This window comes from Flavobacterium marginilacus, assembly GCF_026870155.1.
Lineage (GTDB): Bacteria > Bacteroidota > Bacteroidia > Flavobacteriales > Flavobacteriaceae > Flavobacterium > Flavobacterium marginilacus.
The window spans coordinates 1282699-1300617 of the sequence record NZ_CP113975.1 but is presented as its reverse complement, the minus strand read 5'-3'; the positions used below and the strand labels follow the sequence as shown (position 1 = coordinate 1300617).

Annotated in this window: 12 protein-coding genes, 5 tRNA genes, 4 rRNA genes and 1 pseudogene; 11 read left to right on the top strand and 11 right to left on the bottom strand. The window is 37.8% G+C overall.

Translation table 11 applies throughout. From position 1 onward, the window contains the following. Positions 1-7 precede the first annotated feature (7 nt). Positions 8-817: a lysophospholipid acyltransferase family protein gene (locus tag OZP07_RS05760; protein ID WP_194643709.1), complete on the bottom strand. Its 810-nt coding sequence runs from the start codon at positions 815-817 to the stop codon at positions 8-10. Positions 818-914: 97 nt separating this feature from the next. Next, positions 915-1568: an NUDIX hydrolase gene (locus OZP07_RS05755; RefSeq protein WP_194643711.1), complete on the bottom strand. Its 654-nt coding sequence runs from the start codon at positions 1566-1568 to the stop codon at positions 915-917. 92 nt (positions 1569-1660) lie between these two features. Between OZP07_RS05755 and OZP07_RS05750 the strand changes: the two genes are divergently transcribed. Both OZP07_RS05750 and OZP07_RS05745 read left to right on the top strand, forming a co-directional pair. Further along, positions 1661-2098 (top strand): DUF4268 domain-containing protein, encoded by a 438-nt coding sequence (locus tag OZP07_RS05750; protein WP_281637603.1) that lies wholly within the window; start codon positions 1661-1663, stop codon positions 2096-2098. A gap of 39 nt (positions 2099-2137) precedes the next feature. After that, complete coding sequence (locus tag OZP07_RS05745) at positions 2138-2785, top strand: endonuclease III domain-containing protein (RefSeq protein WP_281637602.1); 648 nt, start codon at positions 2138-2140, stop codon at positions 2783-2785. Between the two features lie 241 nt (positions 2786-3026). On the opposite strand, the gene OZP07_RS05740 is transcribed toward OZP07_RS05745, so the two are convergent. The 7 genes from OZP07_RS05740 to OZP07_RS05710 form a co-directional block, all read right to left on the bottom strand. Then, positions 3027-3112, bottom strand: a tRNA-Leu gene (locus OZP07_RS05740). Between the two features lie 8 nt (positions 3113-3120). Further along, positions 3121-3193: transfer RNA gene (locus OZP07_RS05735), tRNA-Phe, on the bottom strand. A gap of 66 nt (positions 3194-3259) precedes the next feature. Beyond that, a 5S ribosomal RNA gene (rrf, locus tag OZP07_RS05730) occupies positions 3260-3369 on the bottom strand. 171 nt (positions 3370-3540) lie between these two features. Then, positions 3541-6422: ribosomal RNA gene (locus OZP07_RS05725) — 23S ribosomal RNA — on the bottom strand. Positions 6423-6613: 191 nt separating this feature from the next. After that, positions 6614-6687 (bottom strand) — tRNA-Ala (locus OZP07_RS05720). An 89-nt stretch (positions 6688-6776) separates the two neighbouring features. Continuing rightward, positions 6777-6850: transfer RNA gene (locus tag OZP07_RS05715), tRNA-Ile, on the bottom strand. Between the two features lie 129 nt (positions 6851-6979). Beyond that, positions 6980-8493, bottom strand: a 16S ribosomal RNA gene (locus tag OZP07_RS05710). Together the 16S, 23S and 5S rRNA genes with 4 tRNA genes alongside form the textbook arrangement of a ribosomal RNA operon. Positions 8494-9416: 923 nt before the next feature. Between OZP07_RS05710 and OZP07_RS05705 the strand changes: the two genes are divergently transcribed. The 9 genes and pseudogenes from OZP07_RS05705 to OZP07_RS05665 all read left to right on the top strand — a co-directional run bounded on the left by OZP07_RS05705 (position 9417) and on the right by OZP07_RS05665 (position 17612). Then, the gene (locus OZP07_RS05705) at positions 9417-9848 is read left to right on the top strand and encodes a DUF2721 domain-containing protein (protein ID WP_194644174.1); all 432 of its coding nucleotides are present in this window, start codon (positions 9417-9419) and stop codon (positions 9846-9848) included. Positions 9849-9880: 32 nt separating this feature from the next. Beyond that, positions 9881-10774, top strand: a complete 894-nt coding sequence (locus tag OZP07_RS05700; RefSeq protein ID WP_281637601.1) for an EamA family transporter — start codon at positions 9881-9883, stop codon at positions 10772-10774. Positions 10775-10937: 163 nt separating this feature from the next. Beyond that, a pseudogene (gene aqpZ, locus OZP07_RS05695) lies at positions 10938-11645 on the top strand (aquaporin Z). Between the two features lie 77 nt (positions 11646-11722). After that, positions 11723-12325, top strand: coding sequence for an alpha-ketoglutarate-dependent dioxygenase AlkB family protein (locus OZP07_RS05690; protein WP_281637600.1), 603 nt, complete (start codon positions 11723-11725; stop codon positions 12323-12325). 168 nt (positions 12326-12493) lie between these two features. Next, positions 12494-12772 (top strand): DUF2805 domain-containing protein, encoded by a 279-nt coding sequence (locus OZP07_RS05685; RefSeq protein WP_194644167.1) that lies wholly within the window; start codon positions 12494-12496, stop codon positions 12770-12772. A gap of 171 nt (positions 12773-12943) precedes the next feature. Next, on the top strand, positions 12944-14806 hold the full coding sequence (locus OZP07_RS05680) for a M61 family metallopeptidase (protein ID WP_281637599.1): 1863 nt from the start codon (positions 12944-12946) through the stop codon (positions 14804-14806). A gap of 185 nt (positions 14807-14991) precedes the next feature. Next, the gene (locus OZP07_RS05675) at positions 14992-15708 is read left to right on the top strand and encodes a DUF4369 domain-containing protein (protein WP_281637598.1); all 717 of its coding nucleotides are present in this window, start codon (positions 14992-14994) and stop codon (positions 15706-15708) included. A 580-nt stretch (positions 15709-16288) separates the two neighbouring features. Continuing rightward, positions 16289-16636 (top strand): ISAon1 family transposase N-terminal region protein, encoded by a 348-nt coding sequence (locus OZP07_RS05670; protein WP_281635552.1) that lies wholly within the window; start codon positions 16289-16291, stop codon positions 16634-16636. Next, on the top strand, positions 16629-17612 hold the full coding sequence (locus OZP07_RS05665; RefSeq protein ID WP_432419561.1) for an ISAon1 family transposase: 984 nt from the start codon (positions 16629-16631) through the stop codon (positions 17610-17612). The genes OZP07_RS05670 and OZP07_RS05665 overlap by 8 nt, the downstream gene beginning before the upstream one ends. A gap of 51 nt (positions 17613-17663) precedes the next feature. Here the strand turns inward: OZP07_RS05665 and OZP07_RS05660 are convergent. Both OZP07_RS05660 and rrf (OZP07_RS05655) read right to left on the bottom strand, forming a co-directional pair. Beyond that, positions 17664-17736: transfer RNA gene (locus OZP07_RS05660), tRNA-Phe, on the bottom strand. 66 nt (positions 17737-17802) lie between these two features. Then, positions 17803-17912, bottom strand: a 5S ribosomal RNA gene (rrf, locus tag OZP07_RS05655). Positions 17913-17919: the final 7 nt, after the last annotated feature.

The window sequence follows — 17919 nt, the reverse complement described above, 5'->3', positions numbered from 1 at the left end:
TTTTATTTTAATAATCCCATTGTCTGGTTTTATTGAGTTCTTCCTGTTCTTTTAAAACGGCTGCAGGGATAACTTTTAGAAAAGAAGGATGCTGTTCAATAGCATATTCAACCATTTCAACTATTTCTTCGATTGTATCATTTTCATAATCGATAACCAAAGGTTCTTTTATAACAAGCGACTGCAGAATTCCTTTCTTTTTCATATAAAGTCCTTTTTTGCAGAACGACCGTCGAAAACCATCAATAACGATAGGAACAACTATCGGTTTATGCTGTTTTATAATATGTGCTGTTCCTTTTCGCACAGGCTTAAAGGATTTGGTTGTTCCCTGCGGAAACGTAATCACCCAGCCATCGGCTAGGGCAATTTTGATATTCTCAGTATCATTGGGATTTACATCCTTTTTCTCTGTTACATCCTGTCCTTTGGCACGCCAGGTTCTTTCTACAGTAATAGCACCTGCATAAGCCATGATTCTAGGCAGTAATCCTGCTCTCATTGTTTCCTTTGCAGCAACATAATATACATTTAATTTGGGGCGCCACATATACCATACGTTTTTTATGGAATCTTCACGGCCGCTTAAACTGGCATTAAACACATGAAACATCGCAGTTACATCCGCAAAGTAAGTCTGATGATTGGATATAAAAAGAACATTTGTATCAGGAAGATTTTTAATAATTTCGGAGCCTTCTATTTGCAGTTCATTAAACCCACGGTATCTTCTGTGACTGATAAATCCAAAGATTCGAATCAGCCATTTTTTTATAAATAAAATGTGTCCAAAAGGATTTCGTTTAAATAATCCCATAAGATTGCTTATTTGTTTTTAGATTTGGGACTGCAAAATTACGATTTATTTTCCTTTTTTAATATTAAAAGACAATGCTTTTAACAGAACCGGATATTCAAAAATTAATTTTATTCAAAATAGAATTCAAAACAATTTTCAATTCGCTTAACATCATTGCTGTTGCCCCCCAGACAATATGTCCTTCAATTTTGAATGCAGGCACCTCAATAGATTTAGCATAAGAAGTAGTCATTTCTGCATTGACTACAATCGAATCGCTTAGGAATAGAGTCAAAGGCAGTTCAATAATAGCTGCCACTTCAACTGGATCAGGATAAAATATCACTTCGTCCCTGCAGATACCCAAAAAAGGATAAACCATAAAATTACTCGGAGGTATATATAAATTGGTAAAAGCTTTAAGCACTTCTATTTTTTCCTGATGGATCCCAATTTCTTCGTAGGTTTCTCTCAATGCAGTCTGCATAAAATCTGCATCATTATTTTCATATTTCCCTCCCGGAAAAGCAATTTGGGAAGAATGAACTCCTTTGTACGAATTCCGGACTATGAGAACCAAATGTGTTATTCCTTCTTTAGGATAAAACAGCATCATTACACCTGCTTTTTTGTATTCTATTCGATCAAAATTCAATTTTTTGGTAATCTCAAGACGCCCTTTTGGCACCATAATATTATGAGCCACTTCTCCCGGCAGATTTACCGAACTCAAATAAGGAACAATTTGTAAAAAATCTTGAAAATCCATAATCAAAGGTTATTTTTGCAGATAAAATAATTTCTAAATATACTTTAGAAATAAGTGCCGAACAAATTTTTAAACATTCAAAACCCAGCAATATGTACAGTAAAGAAGAAAATCAAAAGCTAAAACACGAATTTTGGGTTGAATTTGCCCAAAAATATCCTCGGAAATGGGTCTTATATGATACCAAAATCAAAGATTTCTCCTTTAAATTCTATGTCGAAAATAAAAAAGCTCAAGTACATATTGACATCGAAATGAGAAACACAGAATTACGCATGCAATATTTCGAAAAACTGACCGCATTAAAAAATATACTGGAAGAAGAATTCATAAAAGATTTAGTATTCGAAAAAAATTACACTTTGGAAAACGGAAAAACCATTAGCCGTATTTGGGTTGAAAAACTGAATGTAAGTATAAGCAACCGCAGTCATTGGGATGAAATATTTTATTTCTTCTATGAGAAAATGAATACTCTCGAGTTATTTTATTTAGAGTATGACGAATTTATAAAGGACATTGAAAAATAGCTTTATATTTTGTAAATTTCTAATCAAAAATGACACGAAATGGATTTATTTGGAAAAACAAATGATTGGGAAACTAAATTGGCTCCAATATTGAAAAGATACAAAGACCAAAAGCATCCGCTGGATTACCAAAATCTATATCAGCTGGTAATTATGGTAGTGCTTTCGGCTCAGGATTCGGATGCCAATATCAATAAAATTGCCCCCGCTCTATTCAAAGTATTCCCAAATATGGAAAGTTTGTCTGTTTCAAATGTAGACGCATTAATTCCTCATATTTCAAAAGTCCGGAATTTTGTCACCAAAGCCAGCTGGCTAATCGAAATTGCCCAAAGCATCCAAAAAGACCAAAACATTCCATTAACGATGGATAATTTAACTGCTTTGAAAGGAATCGGACGAAAATCAGCCAACGTCATTATGCGGGAAGCCGGAGTTCCAGCAGAAGGCATCATTGCCGATTTACACGTTATCCGTGTTTCTCCCCGAATTGGATTAATACCAGAAACAAAGGATGGCAACAAAGTCGAAAAATTACTTATGCAGATTTTACCAAAAAGTATTTGGGGAGAAATCGGTATGGCTATTTCTTTTCTCGGAAGAGAAATCTGCAGACCTAAACCAAAATGCGGGGAATGCCCAATTAATACGATTTGTGAATATTACAGAATAAATCCAATAGCCTAAAACTGTTTTTTCAAAAAATTAAAAAACCACTTAATAAAGTTAAAGATTTCTTCTTTTCATATTATTTAATCTTTTGCTTAATTCCGTTTTAAAAATAATACTAAATCAAACCAAAAAACCTGATCCCTTATACTCCCTTTCCCTCTTTCTTTGGTGTCAATGGTAAAAAACGGATTGATCCGATAAAATTCTCATAAATTAAAAAGCTTCATTTAGCTAATGCTGCATGAAGCTTTTTTTGTACTCAGAGCGGGACTTGAACCCGCACGAACATTGCTGTTCACTGGATTTTAAGTCCAGCGTGTCTACCAATTTCACCATCCGAGCATTTAAAGTGGTACCTCCAGGGATCGAACCAGGGACACATGGATTTTCAGTCCATTGCTCTACCATCTGAGCTAAGGTACCTAAGAATGAAAATATTCAAATCTTAATAAAAAACCCCGTTTCGTTATGAAACAGGGTTTTTATAAAGAAAGGCAGCGACATACTCTCCCACATAACTGCAGTACCATCTGCGCAGGCGGGCTTAACTACTCTGTTCGGGATGGGAAGAGGTGAGCCCCGCCGCAATAACCACCTTAAGGCTGTTAGTCCAAAGTCTAAGGTCATAAAGTCTAAAGTTTTCACTTTATGACTTTTGACTTTCGTCTTTAAGACTGCTCTGCGTCGAGCAAATATCTTAACATACTGAGATAAAGAATATAAAAAGTTTTAGAAAGTTTCTTCTCCCGATTTTCATCGGGAGAGGAGGCGTACATAAGCTTACGGGTTATTAGTACTACTCGACTATGACATTACTGCCTTTACATCTATAGCCTATCAACGTGGTCATCTTCCACGACCCTTAAAAGAAATCTCATCTTGTGGTGGGTTTCGCGCTTATATGCTTTCAGCGCTTATCCCTTCCCAACGTAGCTACTCTGCGGTGCCCCTGGCGGGACAACAGATACACTAGAGGTTAGTCCAATTCGGTCCTCTCGTACTAGAATCAGATCCACTCAAATTTCTAACGCCCACAGTAGATAGAGACCGAACTGTCTCACGACGTTCTGAACCCAGCTCGCGTGCCACTTTAATGGGCGAACAGCCCAACCCTTGGGACCTTCTCCAGCCCCAGGATGTGACGAGCCGACATCGAGGTGCCAAACCCCCCCGTCGATATGAGCTCTTGGGGGAGATCAGCCTGTTATCCCCGGCGTACCTTTTATCCTTTGAGCGATGGCCCTTCCATGCGGAACCACCGGATCACTATGCTCTACTTTCGTACCTGATCGACCTGTATGTCTCTCAGTCAAGCTCCCTTATGCCATTGCACTCTACGCACGGTTACCAAGCGTACTGAGGGAACCTTTAGAAGCCTCCGTTACTCTTTTGGAGGCGACCACCCCAGTCAAACTACCCACCAAGCAATGTCCCCCCGGTTGGGGGTTAGGCCTCAGATAAACAAAGGGTTGTATTTCAACAATGACTCCACAACGCCTGGCGACGCCACTTCACAGTCTCCAACCTATCCTACACATCATTTATCCAAGGTCAATACTAAGCTATAGTAAAGGTGCACAGGGTCTTTTCGTCCCACTGCGGGTAAACGGCATCTTCACCGTTACTACAATTTCACCGAGCTCATGGCTGAGACAGTGTCCAGATCGTTACACCATTCGTGCAGGTCGGAACTTACCCGACAAGGAATTTCGCTACCTTAGGACCGTTATAGTTACGGCCGCCGTTTACTGGGGCTTCAATTCAATGCTTCTCCGAAGATAACATCTCCTCTTAACCTTCCAGCACCGGGCAGGTGTCAGGCCCTATACTTCATCTTACGATTTTGCAGAGCCCTGTGTTTTTGATAAACAGTCGCCTGGACCTCTTCACTGCGGCCCCGATTACTCGGGGCGACCCTTCTCCCGAAGTTACGGGTCTATTTTGCCTAATTCCTTAGCCATGAATCTCTCGAGCACCTTAGGATTCTCTCCTCGACTACCTGTGTCGGTTTACGGTACGGGTACTGATTACCTGAAGTTTAGAGGTTTTTCTTGGAAGCCCTTAGGCGCACTATCTCTTTGTCCGAAGACTCCGAGTACTATCGTATTTCCCCAAAAGATGTGGATTTGCCTGCATCTCTTATAGGTAGGTACTTCAACGAACTATTCCGTCAGTTCGCGGCGCTTTCATCACTCCGTCACCCCATCACAGTAATCACTAGTACGGGAATATTAACCCGTTGGCCATCGACTGTCCCTTTCGGGTTCGCCTTAGGTCCCGACTAACCCACAGCTGATTAGCATAGCTGTGGAAACCTTAGTCTTTCGGTGTGCGGGTTTCTCGCCCGCATTATCGTTACTTATGCCTACATTTTCTTTTCTAACCAGTCCAGCATACCTTACGATACACCTTCAGCCCTGTTAGAATGCTCCCCTACCACTTTACATTGCTGTAAAATCCATAGCTTCGGTAATATGTTTATGCCCGATTATTATCCATGCTCGTCCGCTCGACTAGTGAGCTGTTACGCACTCTTTAAATGAATGGCTGCTTCCAAGCCAACATCCTAGCTGTCTGGGCAGACAAACCTCGTTCTTTCAACTTAACATATATTTGGGGACCTTAGCTGATGGTCTGGGTTCTTTCCCTCTCGGACTTGGACCTTAGCACCCAAGCCCTCACTGCAAGGAAACATTATATAGCATTCGGAGTTTGTCAGGAATTGGTAGGCGGTGAAGCCCCCGCATCCAATCAGTAGCTCTACCTCTATATAACTTATGCCTTGCGCTGCACCTAAATGCATTTCGGGGAGTACGAGCTATTTCCGAGTTTGATTGGCCTTTCACCCCTACCCACAGGTCATCCGAAGACTTTTCAACGTCAACCGGTTCGGACCTCCACACTGTGTTACCAGCGCTTCATCCTGCCCATGGGTAGATCACACGGTTTCGCGTCTAACACTACTGACTAAAGCGCCCTATTCAGACTCGCTTTCGCTACGGATCCGTGGCTTAACCACTTATCCTTGCCAGCAACGTTAACTCGTAGGCTCATTATGCAAAAGGCACGCCGTCACCCCACGAAAGGGCTCCGACCGCTTGTAAGCGTATGGTTTCAGGATCTATTTCACTCCGTTATTCACGGTTCTTTTCACCTTTCCCTCACGGTACTGGTTCACTATCGGTCTCTCAGGAGTATTTAGCCTTAGCGGATGGTCCCGCCAAATTCAGACAGGGTTTCACGTGCCCCGCCCTACTCAGGATACCACTATCCTTTACACTTGTTACCTATACAAGACTATCACTCTCTTTGGTTCTGCTTTCCAGCAGATTCTAGTTCCTTGTGCAAGAAATGTCGTGGTCCTACAACCCCAGAACTGCCGTAACAGCACTGGTTTGGGCTAATCCGCGTTCGCTCGCCACTACTTACGGAATCACTTTTGTTTTCTTCTCCTCCGCCTACTTAGATGTTTCAGTTCAGCGGGTTTGCCCACCTATCGGTGTGCTATGTCTTCAACATAGCGGGTTGCCCCATTCAGGTATTTACGGATCTATCGATGTGTGCTCGTCCCCGTAACTTTTCGCAGCTTATCACGCCTTTCTTCGCCTCTGAGAGCCTAGGCATCCCCCATACGCCCTTATTTTGCTTATTGTACCAATCATAAAATCAATTATGACCGTTGTTTTTGTACAGACGTTGCAGTGCAACATCTCTACGCTTTCTACTTTTATTATTTCTTATCTCAATATGTCAATGAACTTTCTTTAGTCTAATGTCTTAATGTCAAATGTCTTAAAGTCTAGGACTTTGGACTTTCGACTTTGGACTTTATGACCAAAATCGTGGAGAATAACGGAGTCGAACCGTTGACCTCCTGCGTGCAAGGCAGGCGCTCTAGCCAGCTGAGCTAATCCCCCATTTTTTTAGCTTTCAGTTATCAGCCGTCAGCTTTCAGCGGATTGTTGATAACTCAACTTCTAAAATTTCCTTCTTTTAAGTTAAATAGTAGTCCCGGGCAGACTCGAACTGCCGACCCCTACATTATCAGTGTAGTACTCTAACCAGCTGAGCTACGAGACTCTGTTTTTACTTAATTTTTATTCTTTTTTTTTAAATTAACAGCAAGAGTAATATAATCTTCATATTTGAAACCAAAAGTCTCTTCGTCTTCTTTCTTTGGCGTGCACTTGGCTAACACCAAAGCTCTAGAAAGGAGGTGTTCCAGCCGCACCTTCCGGTACGGCTACCTTGTTACGACTTAGCCCTAGTTACCAGTTTTACCCTAGGCAGCTCCTTGCGGTCACCGACTTCAGGCACCCCCAGCTTCCATGGCTTGACGGGCGGTGTGTACAAGGCCCGGGAACGTATTCACCGGATCATGGCTGATATCCGATTACTAGCGATTCCAGCTTCACGGAGTCGAGTTGCAGACTCCGATCCGAACTGTGACCGGTTTTATAGATTCGCTCCTCCTCACGAAGTGGCTGCTCTCTGTACCGGCCATTGTAGCACGTGTGTAGCCCAAGGCGTAAGGGCCGTGATGATTTGACGTCATCCCCACCTTCCTCACAGTTTGCACTGGCAGTCTCGTTAGAGTTCCCGACATGACTCGATGGCAACTAACAACAGGGGTTGCGCTCGTTATAGGACTTAACCTGACACCTCACGGCACGAGCTGACGACAACCATGCAGCACCTTGTAAACTGTCTTACGAAAGGTCTGTTTCCAAACCGGTCAGTCTACATTTAAGCCTTGGTAAGGTTCCTCGCGTATCATCGAATTAAACCACATGCTCCACCGCTTGTGCGGGCCCCCGTCAATTCCTTTGAGTTTCAGGCTTGCGCCCGTACTCCCCAGGTGGGATACTTATCACTTTCGCTTAGCCACTGAAGTTGCCCCCAACAGCTAGTATCCATCGTTTACGGCGTGGACTACCAGGGTATCTAATCCTGTTCGCTACCCACGCTTTCGTCCATCAGCGTCAATCCACTGGTAGTAACCTGCCTTCGCAATTGGTATTCCATGTAATCTCTAAGCATTTCACCGCTACACTACATATTCTAGTTACTTCCCAGTAATTCAAGTCTGGCAGTATCAATGGCCGTTCCACCGTTGAGCGATGGGCTTTCACCACTGACTTACCAAACCGCCTACGGACCCTTTAAACCCAATGATTCCGGATAACGCTTGGATCCTCCGTATTACCGCGGCTGCTGGCACGGAGTTAGCCGATCCTTATTCTTACGATACCGTCAAGCTCCTACACGTAGGAGTGTTTCTTCTCGTACAAAAGCAGTTTACAATCCATAGGACCGTCATCCTGCACGCGGCATGGCTGGATCAGGCTTGCGCCCATTGTCCAATATTCCTCACTGCTGCCTCCCGTAGGAGTCTGGTCCGTGTCTCAGTACCAGTGTGGGGGATCTCCCTCTCAGGACCCCTACCCATCGTAGCCTTGGTAAGCCGTTACCTTACCAACAAGCTAATGGGACGCATGCTCATCTTTCACCGTTGGAACTTTAATAATGGGCTGATGCCAGCTCATTATACTATGAGGTATTAATCCAAATTTCTCTGGGCTATCCCTCTGTGAAAGGCAGATTGCATACGCGTTACGCACCCGTGCGCCGGTCTCTATCTCCGAAGAAATATACCCCTCGACTTGCATGTGTTAAGCCTGCCGCTAGCGTTCATCCTGAGCCAGGATCAAACTCTTCATCGTATATTATTTAGTCTTGCGACTTATTTATTATTCGACTCAGTCTCTATTGGTCTTTATTCAAATCTTAACGATTCTATTACTCTTATTTTATTTGTTCTGATCTAGTCGTTGCAGTGCAACGCCTCTACCAAAACGGCTGTCAATTCAATATGTTTAGGAACGTGTTCTTCTTTATTTTCTCACTTATCGTTATTGCGATTAGCGGGTGCAAAAGTAACAATTCTTTTTTAACCAGCAAGATTATTTTGAAGTTTTTTTTGAAAAATTTTATCTCTCTTTCTTCTCATCTCTTACTCAGTCTATCAAGGAACGTTACGCGTTTTGCGGGGTGCAAAAGTAACTCACTTTTTTAAATCCTGCAAGCTTTTTAAATCTTTTTTTCGAAAATGTTTTCCGTTTTGATCTCTTTAACCTGTCAGTACTTTAAGGAACGCTGTCGCTGTTGCGGGTGCAAAAGTAGACAGTTTTTCCGTTTAAACAATGCCTTTTCGTGATTATTTTTTGTTTATTTTTTAATACACTGGTAACCTTAGGGTTAGAACTGCTCGCTTTGAGGATTTTTGAATTACAGAACGCAATCTGGGCGGGGTTTGCCAGTTTTAAAGGGATTATAAGGATTTCTTTAGCAATTATTCAGCATGCAGGAACTTACCCCGCCCTGCGGGCATCCTCCCTTTGGAGGGGAATCTGAGCCAACTTTACTTGTTTTCCTTTTCAAAATAACATATACATATATATAAGTCCCTACTATATTCTCAAACACAAAAGACCTAATAGAAACGGAAATCATGAAAAAACCAAAGTTCGGTAATCAACATGGAAGCACATAACAGGATCAAGCTAATAAATATTATACTATAATAATAAGTCATTTTTTATTAATCTGTTAAAAAGTACGACCTTTGCAGACTAAACATACTGAAATGACATTACATATTGAAACTCCCGCATTACTGTTTTCGGCTACTTCTTTGATATTATTGGCTTATACTAATCGGTTTTTGACGCTTGCTACCATTATTCGCGGTTTAAAGAAAGCTTACAAAGAAAAAGAGAACCGAATGATTTTGCTTGAAATAAAAAACCTTAATTTAAGACTGACACTTATTCGTTTTATGCAAATGGCCGGTGTGTTGAGTCTATTTCTCTCTGTTTTCACAATGCTTGTATTGTTTTTGGATTATCAATTGACTGGAATTTATTTATTCGGCTTTAGTCTTCTTGCTTTATTAATCTCTTTGGCTCTGTGTTTCTGGGAAATTAATATTTCGGTAGGAGCATTACGCCTACATCTAAGTGACCTCACTCATATAGGTGTTGAAAAAGAGCAACATTTAAATATTGAAGCAAAATAGTTTTCCATATTTTATATATCACATATTTAGCAATGCTTAAAAACAACACACTGAAAGGGGTTTTCCTTGTCGCGATTGGCGCTGCTAGTTACGGCATGCTGGCTACATTTGTAAAAATGGCTTATGGCGAAGGATATACTACCGCTGAAGTTACAATCTCTCAATTTATTCTGGGCATTATTGGAATTCTTATTATTAATGCGTTTCAAAAAGCGAAAGCTGAAAATGAAATTGTGAAAGCAACCTCAAAAAACATATTTCAATTGATGCTTGCAGGAACATCTACAGGATTAACAAGCGTATTTTATTATATGACCGTTAAATATATTCCTATTTCTATTGCCATTGTATTATTGATGCAGACGGTATGGATTGGTTTACTGCTTGAAATGTTTTTGGAAAAAAGAATTCCTTCAAAGCAAAAAATTGTTGCAGCTCTAATAGTTTTGGCTGGAACACTTCTAGCGACTAACATCTTTAAGAATGAAATTCAATTGGATTGGAAAGGGCTGGTTTTTGGTTTTTTGGCAGCTTGTTCATTCACGACAACGATGTTTACGGCTAACCGAGTTGCTTTAGGAATTTCTTCAGCACAGCGCAGTTTATATATGCTTCTGGGAGGAGTTGTAATTGTTTTTACTTTTGGAATTGCAACACAAAACACCGCATTTAATTTTACTATATTCCTTAAATGGGGAATCATATTATCTCTTTTCGGTACAATAATTCCGCCAATACTCATGAATGCTGGATTTCCTCTAACAGGAATTGGATTAGGAAGTATAGTTTCAGCCCTTGAGCTTCCTGTCTCTGTTTTAATGGCTTATTTCCTGCTTCATGAAAAAGTTGACTTAGTACAGTGGATTGGTATTCTCCTTATAATATTAGCTATCATAATAATGAATATTAATTTCAGAAAGAAGTAACCACACTGATTATCAGCATAAAAAAAAAACAATAATAACTGTTTTTTTGTTGTTTATTTTATAAATTCGTAATCAATACAATTCTTATTAAATTATAAAAGCATTATATTGAAAACTGTTTTAAAACATTTTTACCAAATAGCTATTAACTAATTTTTTTATCATGAAAAAACTTTTTGCAGAATTTTTCGGAACATATTGGTTGGTTTTTGGTGGTTGTGGGAGCGCACTTTTTGCAGCAGGCATACCTGATTAAGGAATTGGATTTGTGGGAGTTTCATTAGCATTTGGACTTACTGTTTTGATCATGGCATATGCTGTCGGCCATATATCAGGAGGGCATTTTAATTCCGCAGTTTCTTTTGGATTATGGGCTGGCGGAAGATTCTCTGCCAAAGATTTGCTTCCATACATTATAACTCAATGCATAGGAGCAACTGCAGCTGCTGGAACACTGTTTACAATTACTTCTGGAAAAGCTGGGTTTATGATTGACAATACAAAAGCTGGAGCTTTTGCATCTAATGGATATGGCGCTTTTTCTCCAGACGGTTATTCACTCCAAGTTGCTTTTATAGCCGAATTTATTCTAACATTATTTTTTCTTTTAATTATACTTGGCACCACGGATAAATTTGCAAATGAAAAATTTGCCGGAATTGCTATTGGACTTGGACTTACCCTGATTCACTTAATCAGCATCCCTATTACAAATACTTCAGTAAATCCAGCAAGATCATTATCGCAGGCTGTTTTCGTTGGCGGAGAACCTTTATCTCAAGTTTGGTTATTTTGGGCCGCTCCTATTTTAGATGCTATTGTGGCTGGCTTCATTTATAAAAATTTATTACAAGATCATTCTGAAGTTTAGATTTTTTTCGATTCAAAATAAATTATAAAAGAGAAAAATGAAATAGTAGATTTTGTTTTTCTCTTTATTTTTGCAGTATGAATTCACTTTTTCAATCTGACCCCATAGTTTTTAATTTACCCGATGCCGAAATCATCTACTTTCCCGCTTTTCTTTCAAAAGACGTAGCCGATTCGCTTTTTCTAGAACTACTTGAAAGCACTCCTTGGCAACAAGATGAAATTACGGTTTATGGCAAAAAACATTTACAGCCGAGATTAACCGCTTTATATGGAAACGAAGGAAAGCCTTACTCCTACTCTAATATCACCATGCAGCCTCATCATTGGACAATAACTTTACAAAAAATTAAATCTTTAATCGAAAATATTTCAAACACCAATTTCACTACCGTTTTACTGAATTATTACAGAAATGGCAGTGACAGCAATGGCTGGCATGCAGATAATGAAAAGGAATTAGGCAAAAATCCCATAATCGCATCACTAAGTTTAGGAGCCGAACGCAGTTTTCATTTAAAACATAATACTGATGTGAATCAAAAGAAGAATATTATTTTAGAAGACGGCAGTCTGCTGTTAATGAAAGGCACAACGCAGCATTTTTGGAAACATCAAATTCCTAAAACTACAAAAACTATCGGTTCTCGAATAAACCTCACATTTAGAGTGATTAAATAAAAGAATCCTCAATATTTTTTATTAAAAATAGCACTAATTTAAAAGAGTCAAAAAATTGATTTTTTTTTTACCTAAAATAAAAAGTAATAATAATTTTTATTAATATTGGTATAAGATTTAAAATCAAATTTATTAATCATTAAACCAAATTGAATTAATTTTCACGTGATGAAAAAGAGTAGCCGCAAAGAATTAAACTGGGAACAAACAGAAAGACTGATTACATTGGCCCAAGAAGAGAGAAATCCATTTGAAATTATTCAAAAAGAATTTGGATTAGCTGAGAAGGAGGTTCTTGAAATTATGAAAAAGAAAATGCCGACTGAGAAATATGAAATGTGGAAAAAGAAAGCAATTGCAAGCAAACCAAAACCAAAGCCTTTAAAAATTGATGATTTTGACGAAGACTTAGATGGCAAATATTACATAAAAAATAAATTAGACTAACCAAACCCATTAACTCCTGTTTATCAGGAGTTTTTTTATTTAAAAATCTTCATCTCAAGAATAAGGAAAATACTATTTTCTGATTTTTTTTAACTTAAACAACTTTATTAGCATCATTTCGTAACATTTTCATAATTTGAAATACTAATAGACAAAACAAACACAGACAAAATGAAAAAAATAATCTTTGCTCTTGCTTTTTCTTCTCTAATTTGGACTGGTAAAGCAAGCACTACAAAAACTGTAGACCAAAAAAAAGAAGAAATTGAAGTTAACATCAATCTTACCGATGTAAAAGACGATCAGGTTTTAGTTACTGTAAAAGCTCCTAAAATCAAAACTGAAGACATTACTTATAGTCTTCCTAAAACAGTTCCAGGAACATACTCAGTAGATGATTATGGAAAATATGTTGCTGATTTCAAAGCCTATGACAAAAAAGGCAATTTACTGACCGTTTCAAAAACTGATGATAATACTTGGTCTATCAAAAATGCAAAGACATTAGTAAAAATTACCTACCTAGTAAACGACACATTCGATAGTGAAAAAGGAAAAGGTTTTGGACAAGACGATGTGTTCTCACCTGCAGGTACAAATATTGACACCGGTAAAAATTTCATGCTTAATCTTCATGGTTTCGTAGGCTATTTTCAAGACAAAAAAGAAATACCTTACAAAGTTAGCATAACACATCCTGCAGCACTTTGGGGAGCGACATCAATGATTGACAAAGATGCATCAGTAACAGCCGATCTTTTTGAAATGCCACTTTACTCTGAATTATTGGAAAATCCAATTATGTATTCTAAACCAGACTACACAAGTTTCACAGTTGATGGAATGGATATTCAAATTGCAGTTTACTCACCATCAGGAAAATTTACTGCAGAAAGTATTACTCCTGAAATGAAAACAATGATGACTGCCCAAAAAACATTTTTAGGCAAAGTAAATTCAACAAAAAAATACACCGTTATCCTTTATCTTTCTACTATGTCGCCAACAGATGCCAAAGGCTTTGGTGCATTGGAACATCCTACAGCCACAACAGTTGTAATGCCTGAAATGATGCCGAAAGACGAATTGGTTAAACAAATGAAGGATGTGGTTTCACATGAATTCTTTCATATCGTAACTCCTTTAACCATTCACTCAAAAGAAATTCAGTATTTTGATTATAATGCTCCAAAAATGTCTCAGCATTTATGGATGTATGAAGGAGTAACGGAATATTTTGCCAATTTATTCCAAATCAATCAAGGCTTAATTGATGAAAATGAATTTTATTCACGTATAGCTGAAAAAATTCAAGGTGCTAATGCCATGAATGACACTATGCCTTTCACAACAATGAGTGCAAATGTTTTAACTGAGCCATATAAAGACCAATATCTAAATGTATATCAAAAAGGAGCCTTAATCGGCATGTGCTTGGATATCCAAATCAGAGAAAGCAGCAATGGAAAAAGAGGAATATTAGATTTAATGCACCAGTTATCTAATGAATATGGAGTTTCAAAACCATTCAACGATAGTGATTTATTCGCAAAAATAACATCATTGACGTATCCTGAAGTTGGTGAATTTTTAAATAAATACGTTTCGGGTCCTACTCCAATCCCTTATTATGATTATCTGGCAAAAGTAGGCATTACCAAAACTACCAAAAAAACACCTGATGGAATATTTCTAAAAGGTCAAGTCCCATACATTGGTGTAAACAAGGAAAATAAAGAAATTTTTATTCGCCCAAATCAAGAGTTGCATATTTTCTACACAACATTGGATCTAAAAGGAGGAGATATTATTCTTGCTGTCAATGATACCCCTTATTCTTTGGACAATATTTATGATATGATTAGTTATAGTCAAAAATGGAAAGAAAATGATCCTATCTCTATCAAAATTAAACGAGATGGAAAAGAACAAATAATAAAAGGAAATGTAAAATTGCCATACGTAGATTCAGAAGGACTTGAAGCATCAGATGCATCAAAAATCACTTTGAGAACAGCTTGGCTTAAAGGATAATTTCAATAACCTCTATAAAATCCCAATCTAAATCAGATTGGGATTTTTTTTAAAATTCATTCTCTTTAAAACCATTCATATCAACAATTTTCTTTATTTTGCGCCAAAAATAAACGAACCTAAAACAGCTATTCTTCAACTTTGCAGAATTCCGTTTTATGCTCCCAAAACCAATTTACTTACATATGAAAAAAACTATTATTGCATTTGTTACCCTACTTCTTTTGGTTGCTTGTAACAAAAATGAATCCAAAACAAATCTGCACATCACAGGAAATATCAAAGGATTAAAAGAAGGGACTTTATACATTCAAAAATATAATGATTCTGCTCTTATAGCTATCGACACTATTAAAATTGACGGACAATCAATATTTGAAAGTAACCTTGATTTAAAATCACCTGAAATGCTGTACTTATATCTTGATAGAGGCGTTACCAATTCACTTGATAACAATATTATGTTTTTTGCAGAAGCGGGTACAATAAATATCGATACCAATCTAGACTCATTTATTTCAAGTGCAAAAATTACTGGCTCAAAAAATCAAGAATTATATGAAGAATACAAAAAAATAAATTCTCGTTTCAATGATGAAAATCTAACTTTAATTGAGAAAAAATTCAAAGCTTTAAAAAGCAATAATATTAAAGCAATTGACAGTATTACTGTTGCCCAAGAAAGTAATATCAAGCGAAAATATCTTTATGCGACCAATTTTGCAGTAAACCATAAAGATCATGAGGTATCACCATATATTGCCTTGGCTGAAATCTATGATATCAACATTAAATATTTGGATACCATTCAAAAATCAATGACACCAAAAGTAGCCAGCTCACTTTATGGAAAAAAATTGACCAAATATGTGAATGAGATTAAGAAGAGTGAAACAAAATAAGATCAATCTTATCAAACAAAATGCAAACCGTCTTATAAAAATAGACGGTTTTTTTTTATCTTTTATTTATTTTAACCTCATAACTGGATTAGAATATCCGTTTTTTTTGAATCTTTCAAAGCAGATTTGAATGTCTCGAATATTTGCACTAATAAAATAAAAGATGATTTAAAATAATATAACTATCCACAAAGCATACTAAATATTTTTTTTTCACAGATTACACAGATTTTACATGCATTTTTTAGAAATCTGTGTTAATCTTTATAATCTGTGGTCAATTTTATCGATTTGGTATTAGTCACGGATAGTCATATAAAATACTAAATCAAACCAAAAACCTGATCCGAACTAATATTTATGCGTAATTTTTGCTACTTCACAGGTTTTTGGATTGATCCGGGAGAATCTTTCAATGCCAAAACAAAAGCTTTTAGATCTCAGTTGAGAGGTGTAAGAAATGTAGAATTTTTCCTTTTTAGGCTCACTAATATTTATGCTTAATTTTTTGGATCAAGAACAAAGTCTGGGGAGGAAATGTCGAAAAAAAATTAGAAATTTGTCACTCTAACAATTTGTAATGACTTCTATAGACCTTTTGAAATTTATGCTGCCTGATTTTTTAGTTGACCACTTTGAGGTAGTTTCTGCTAATGAAACTCAGGAGATATTACACCTATACTTTGAGGAAAAAGCCAAAGCCCCTAAAGAGTTTGATACACTTGAATTAGTATCAAAGGGATTTGTGGATGAAATTACCATTCAGGATTTCCCTCTACGAGGTAAGTTTGTGTATTTACATATCAAAAGACGTCGTTGGACTAATAAAACCAATGGAGAAATCCTTAAAAGAGATTGGACTTTAGTTGCTAAAGGAACCCGCATGACTCAAGAGTTTGCGGCTTTTTTAAAAGAAATCAATAGATAACAGCGCTACCGACTGTCACACCATCGGGAGATTTTTCGGGGTCAACGGAAAAAAACTTCAAAGACAGTATAAAAAACACCTGAGCTCCTTTAATACTTGGGCTCCACGAGAACATGCCCATCAGTGGATTCTTTACCCTGAAAACATAGGTACACACTTATCGATTGATGAAGTAGCTTTGTCTCAAGGAGAGCTTTACACCATTGTAACCAACAAGAAGTTCAAAGGCAAACAAGGTTGCTTAGTGGCTATTATTGCTGGAACAAAGGCAGATAAAGTCATAGAACACATCAGTAAGATTGATTATAAAAAAAGAAGTGGTGTTCAAGAGATAACACTGGACATGGCTAATTCTATGAAACTGATCTCCAAAAAATGCTTCCCAAAAGCAATACAGGTCACTGACAGATTCCATGTTCAAAAATTAGCATTGGAAGCCATGCAAGAAATCAGAATCAAACATCGCTGGGAAGCTATGGATCTTGAGAATCAATTGATAATGCAAGCCAAAAAAGAGAATAAAACATATATACAGGAGCTCTTGCCTAATGGAGATTCCTTAAAACAACTTATAGCCAGAAGCAGATATGTACTTTATAAATCTCGCGAAAAATGGACTGAGCACCAAAATGAGAGAGCGCAATTGTTATTTGAGTTATATCCAGATATAAAGAAAGCTTACGGTTTGAGTCAACAACTTCGAGGTGTTTACAATAACAACAACGACAAGCACGTTGCGATGACAAAACTAGCACATTGGTACAGGAATGTAGAAGAATCAGGGTTTAAAAACTTTAATATATTACTCAATACGGTAACTATTAACTATCAGACAATTTTAAACTACTTTGATAACAGGAGTACCAATGCTTCTGCAGAATCTTTTAATGCTAAAATAAAAGCATTTAGAAGTCAGTTTAGAGGTGTAAGAAAGATAGATTTCTTTCTATTCAGATTATCTAATATTTTTGCCTAATCCCCAACTTTTGCACCTGATCCCCCAATTTCACCATCCGAGCATTTATTGTGGTACCTCCAGGGATCGAACCAGGGACACATGGATTTTCAGTCCATTGCTCTACCATCTGAGCTAAGGTACCTAAGAATGAAAATATTCAAATCTTAATAAAAAACCCCGTTTCGTTATGAAACAGGGTTTTTATAAAGAAAGGCAGCGACATACTCTCCCACATAACTGCAGTACCATCTGCGCAGGCGGGCTTAACTACTCTGTTCGGGATGGGAAGAGGTGAGCCCCGCCGCAATAACCACCTTAAGGCTGT

Coding starts and splice junctions, on each gene's coding strand:
- OZP07_RS05760 (WP_194643709.1), bottom strand. CDS start 817: ATGGGATTATTTAAACGAAATCCTTTTGGACACATTTTATTTATAAAA.
- OZP07_RS05685 (WP_194644167.1), top strand. CDS start 12,494: ATGAAAAAGAGTAGCCGCAAAGAATTAAACTGGGAACAAACAGAAAGA.
- OZP07_RS05680 (WP_281637599.1), top strand. CDS start 12,944: ATGAAAAAAATAATCTTTGCTCTTGCTTTTTCTTCTCTAATTTGGACT.
- OZP07_RS05705 (WP_194644174.1), top strand. CDS start 9,417: ATGACATTACATATTGAAACTCCCGCATTACTGTTTTCGGCTACTTCT.
- OZP07_RS05755 (WP_194643711.1), bottom strand. CDS start 1,568: ATGGATTTTCAAGATTTTTTACAAATTGTTCCTTATTTGAGTTCGGTA.
- OZP07_RS05675 (WP_281637598.1), top strand. CDS start 14,992: ATGAAAAAAACTATTATTGCATTTGTTACCCTACTTCTTTTGGTTGCT.
- OZP07_RS05700 (WP_281637601.1), top strand. CDS start 9,881: ATGCTTAAAAACAACACACTGAAAGGGGTTTTCCTTGTCGCGATTGGC.
- OZP07_RS05670 (WP_281635552.1), top strand. CDS start 16,289: ATGACTTCTATAGACCTTTTGAAATTTATGCTGCCTGATTTTTTAGTT.
- OZP07_RS05750 (WP_281637603.1), top strand. CDS start 1,661: ATGTACAGTAAAGAAGAAAATCAAAAGCTAAAACACGAATTTTGGGTT.
- OZP07_RS05745 (WP_281637602.1), top strand. CDS start 2,138: ATGGATTTATTTGGAAAAACAAATGATTGGGAAACTAAATTGGCTCCA.
- OZP07_RS05690 (WP_281637600.1), top strand. CDS start 11,723: ATGAATTCACTTTTTCAATCTGACCCCATAGTTTTTAATTTACCCGAT.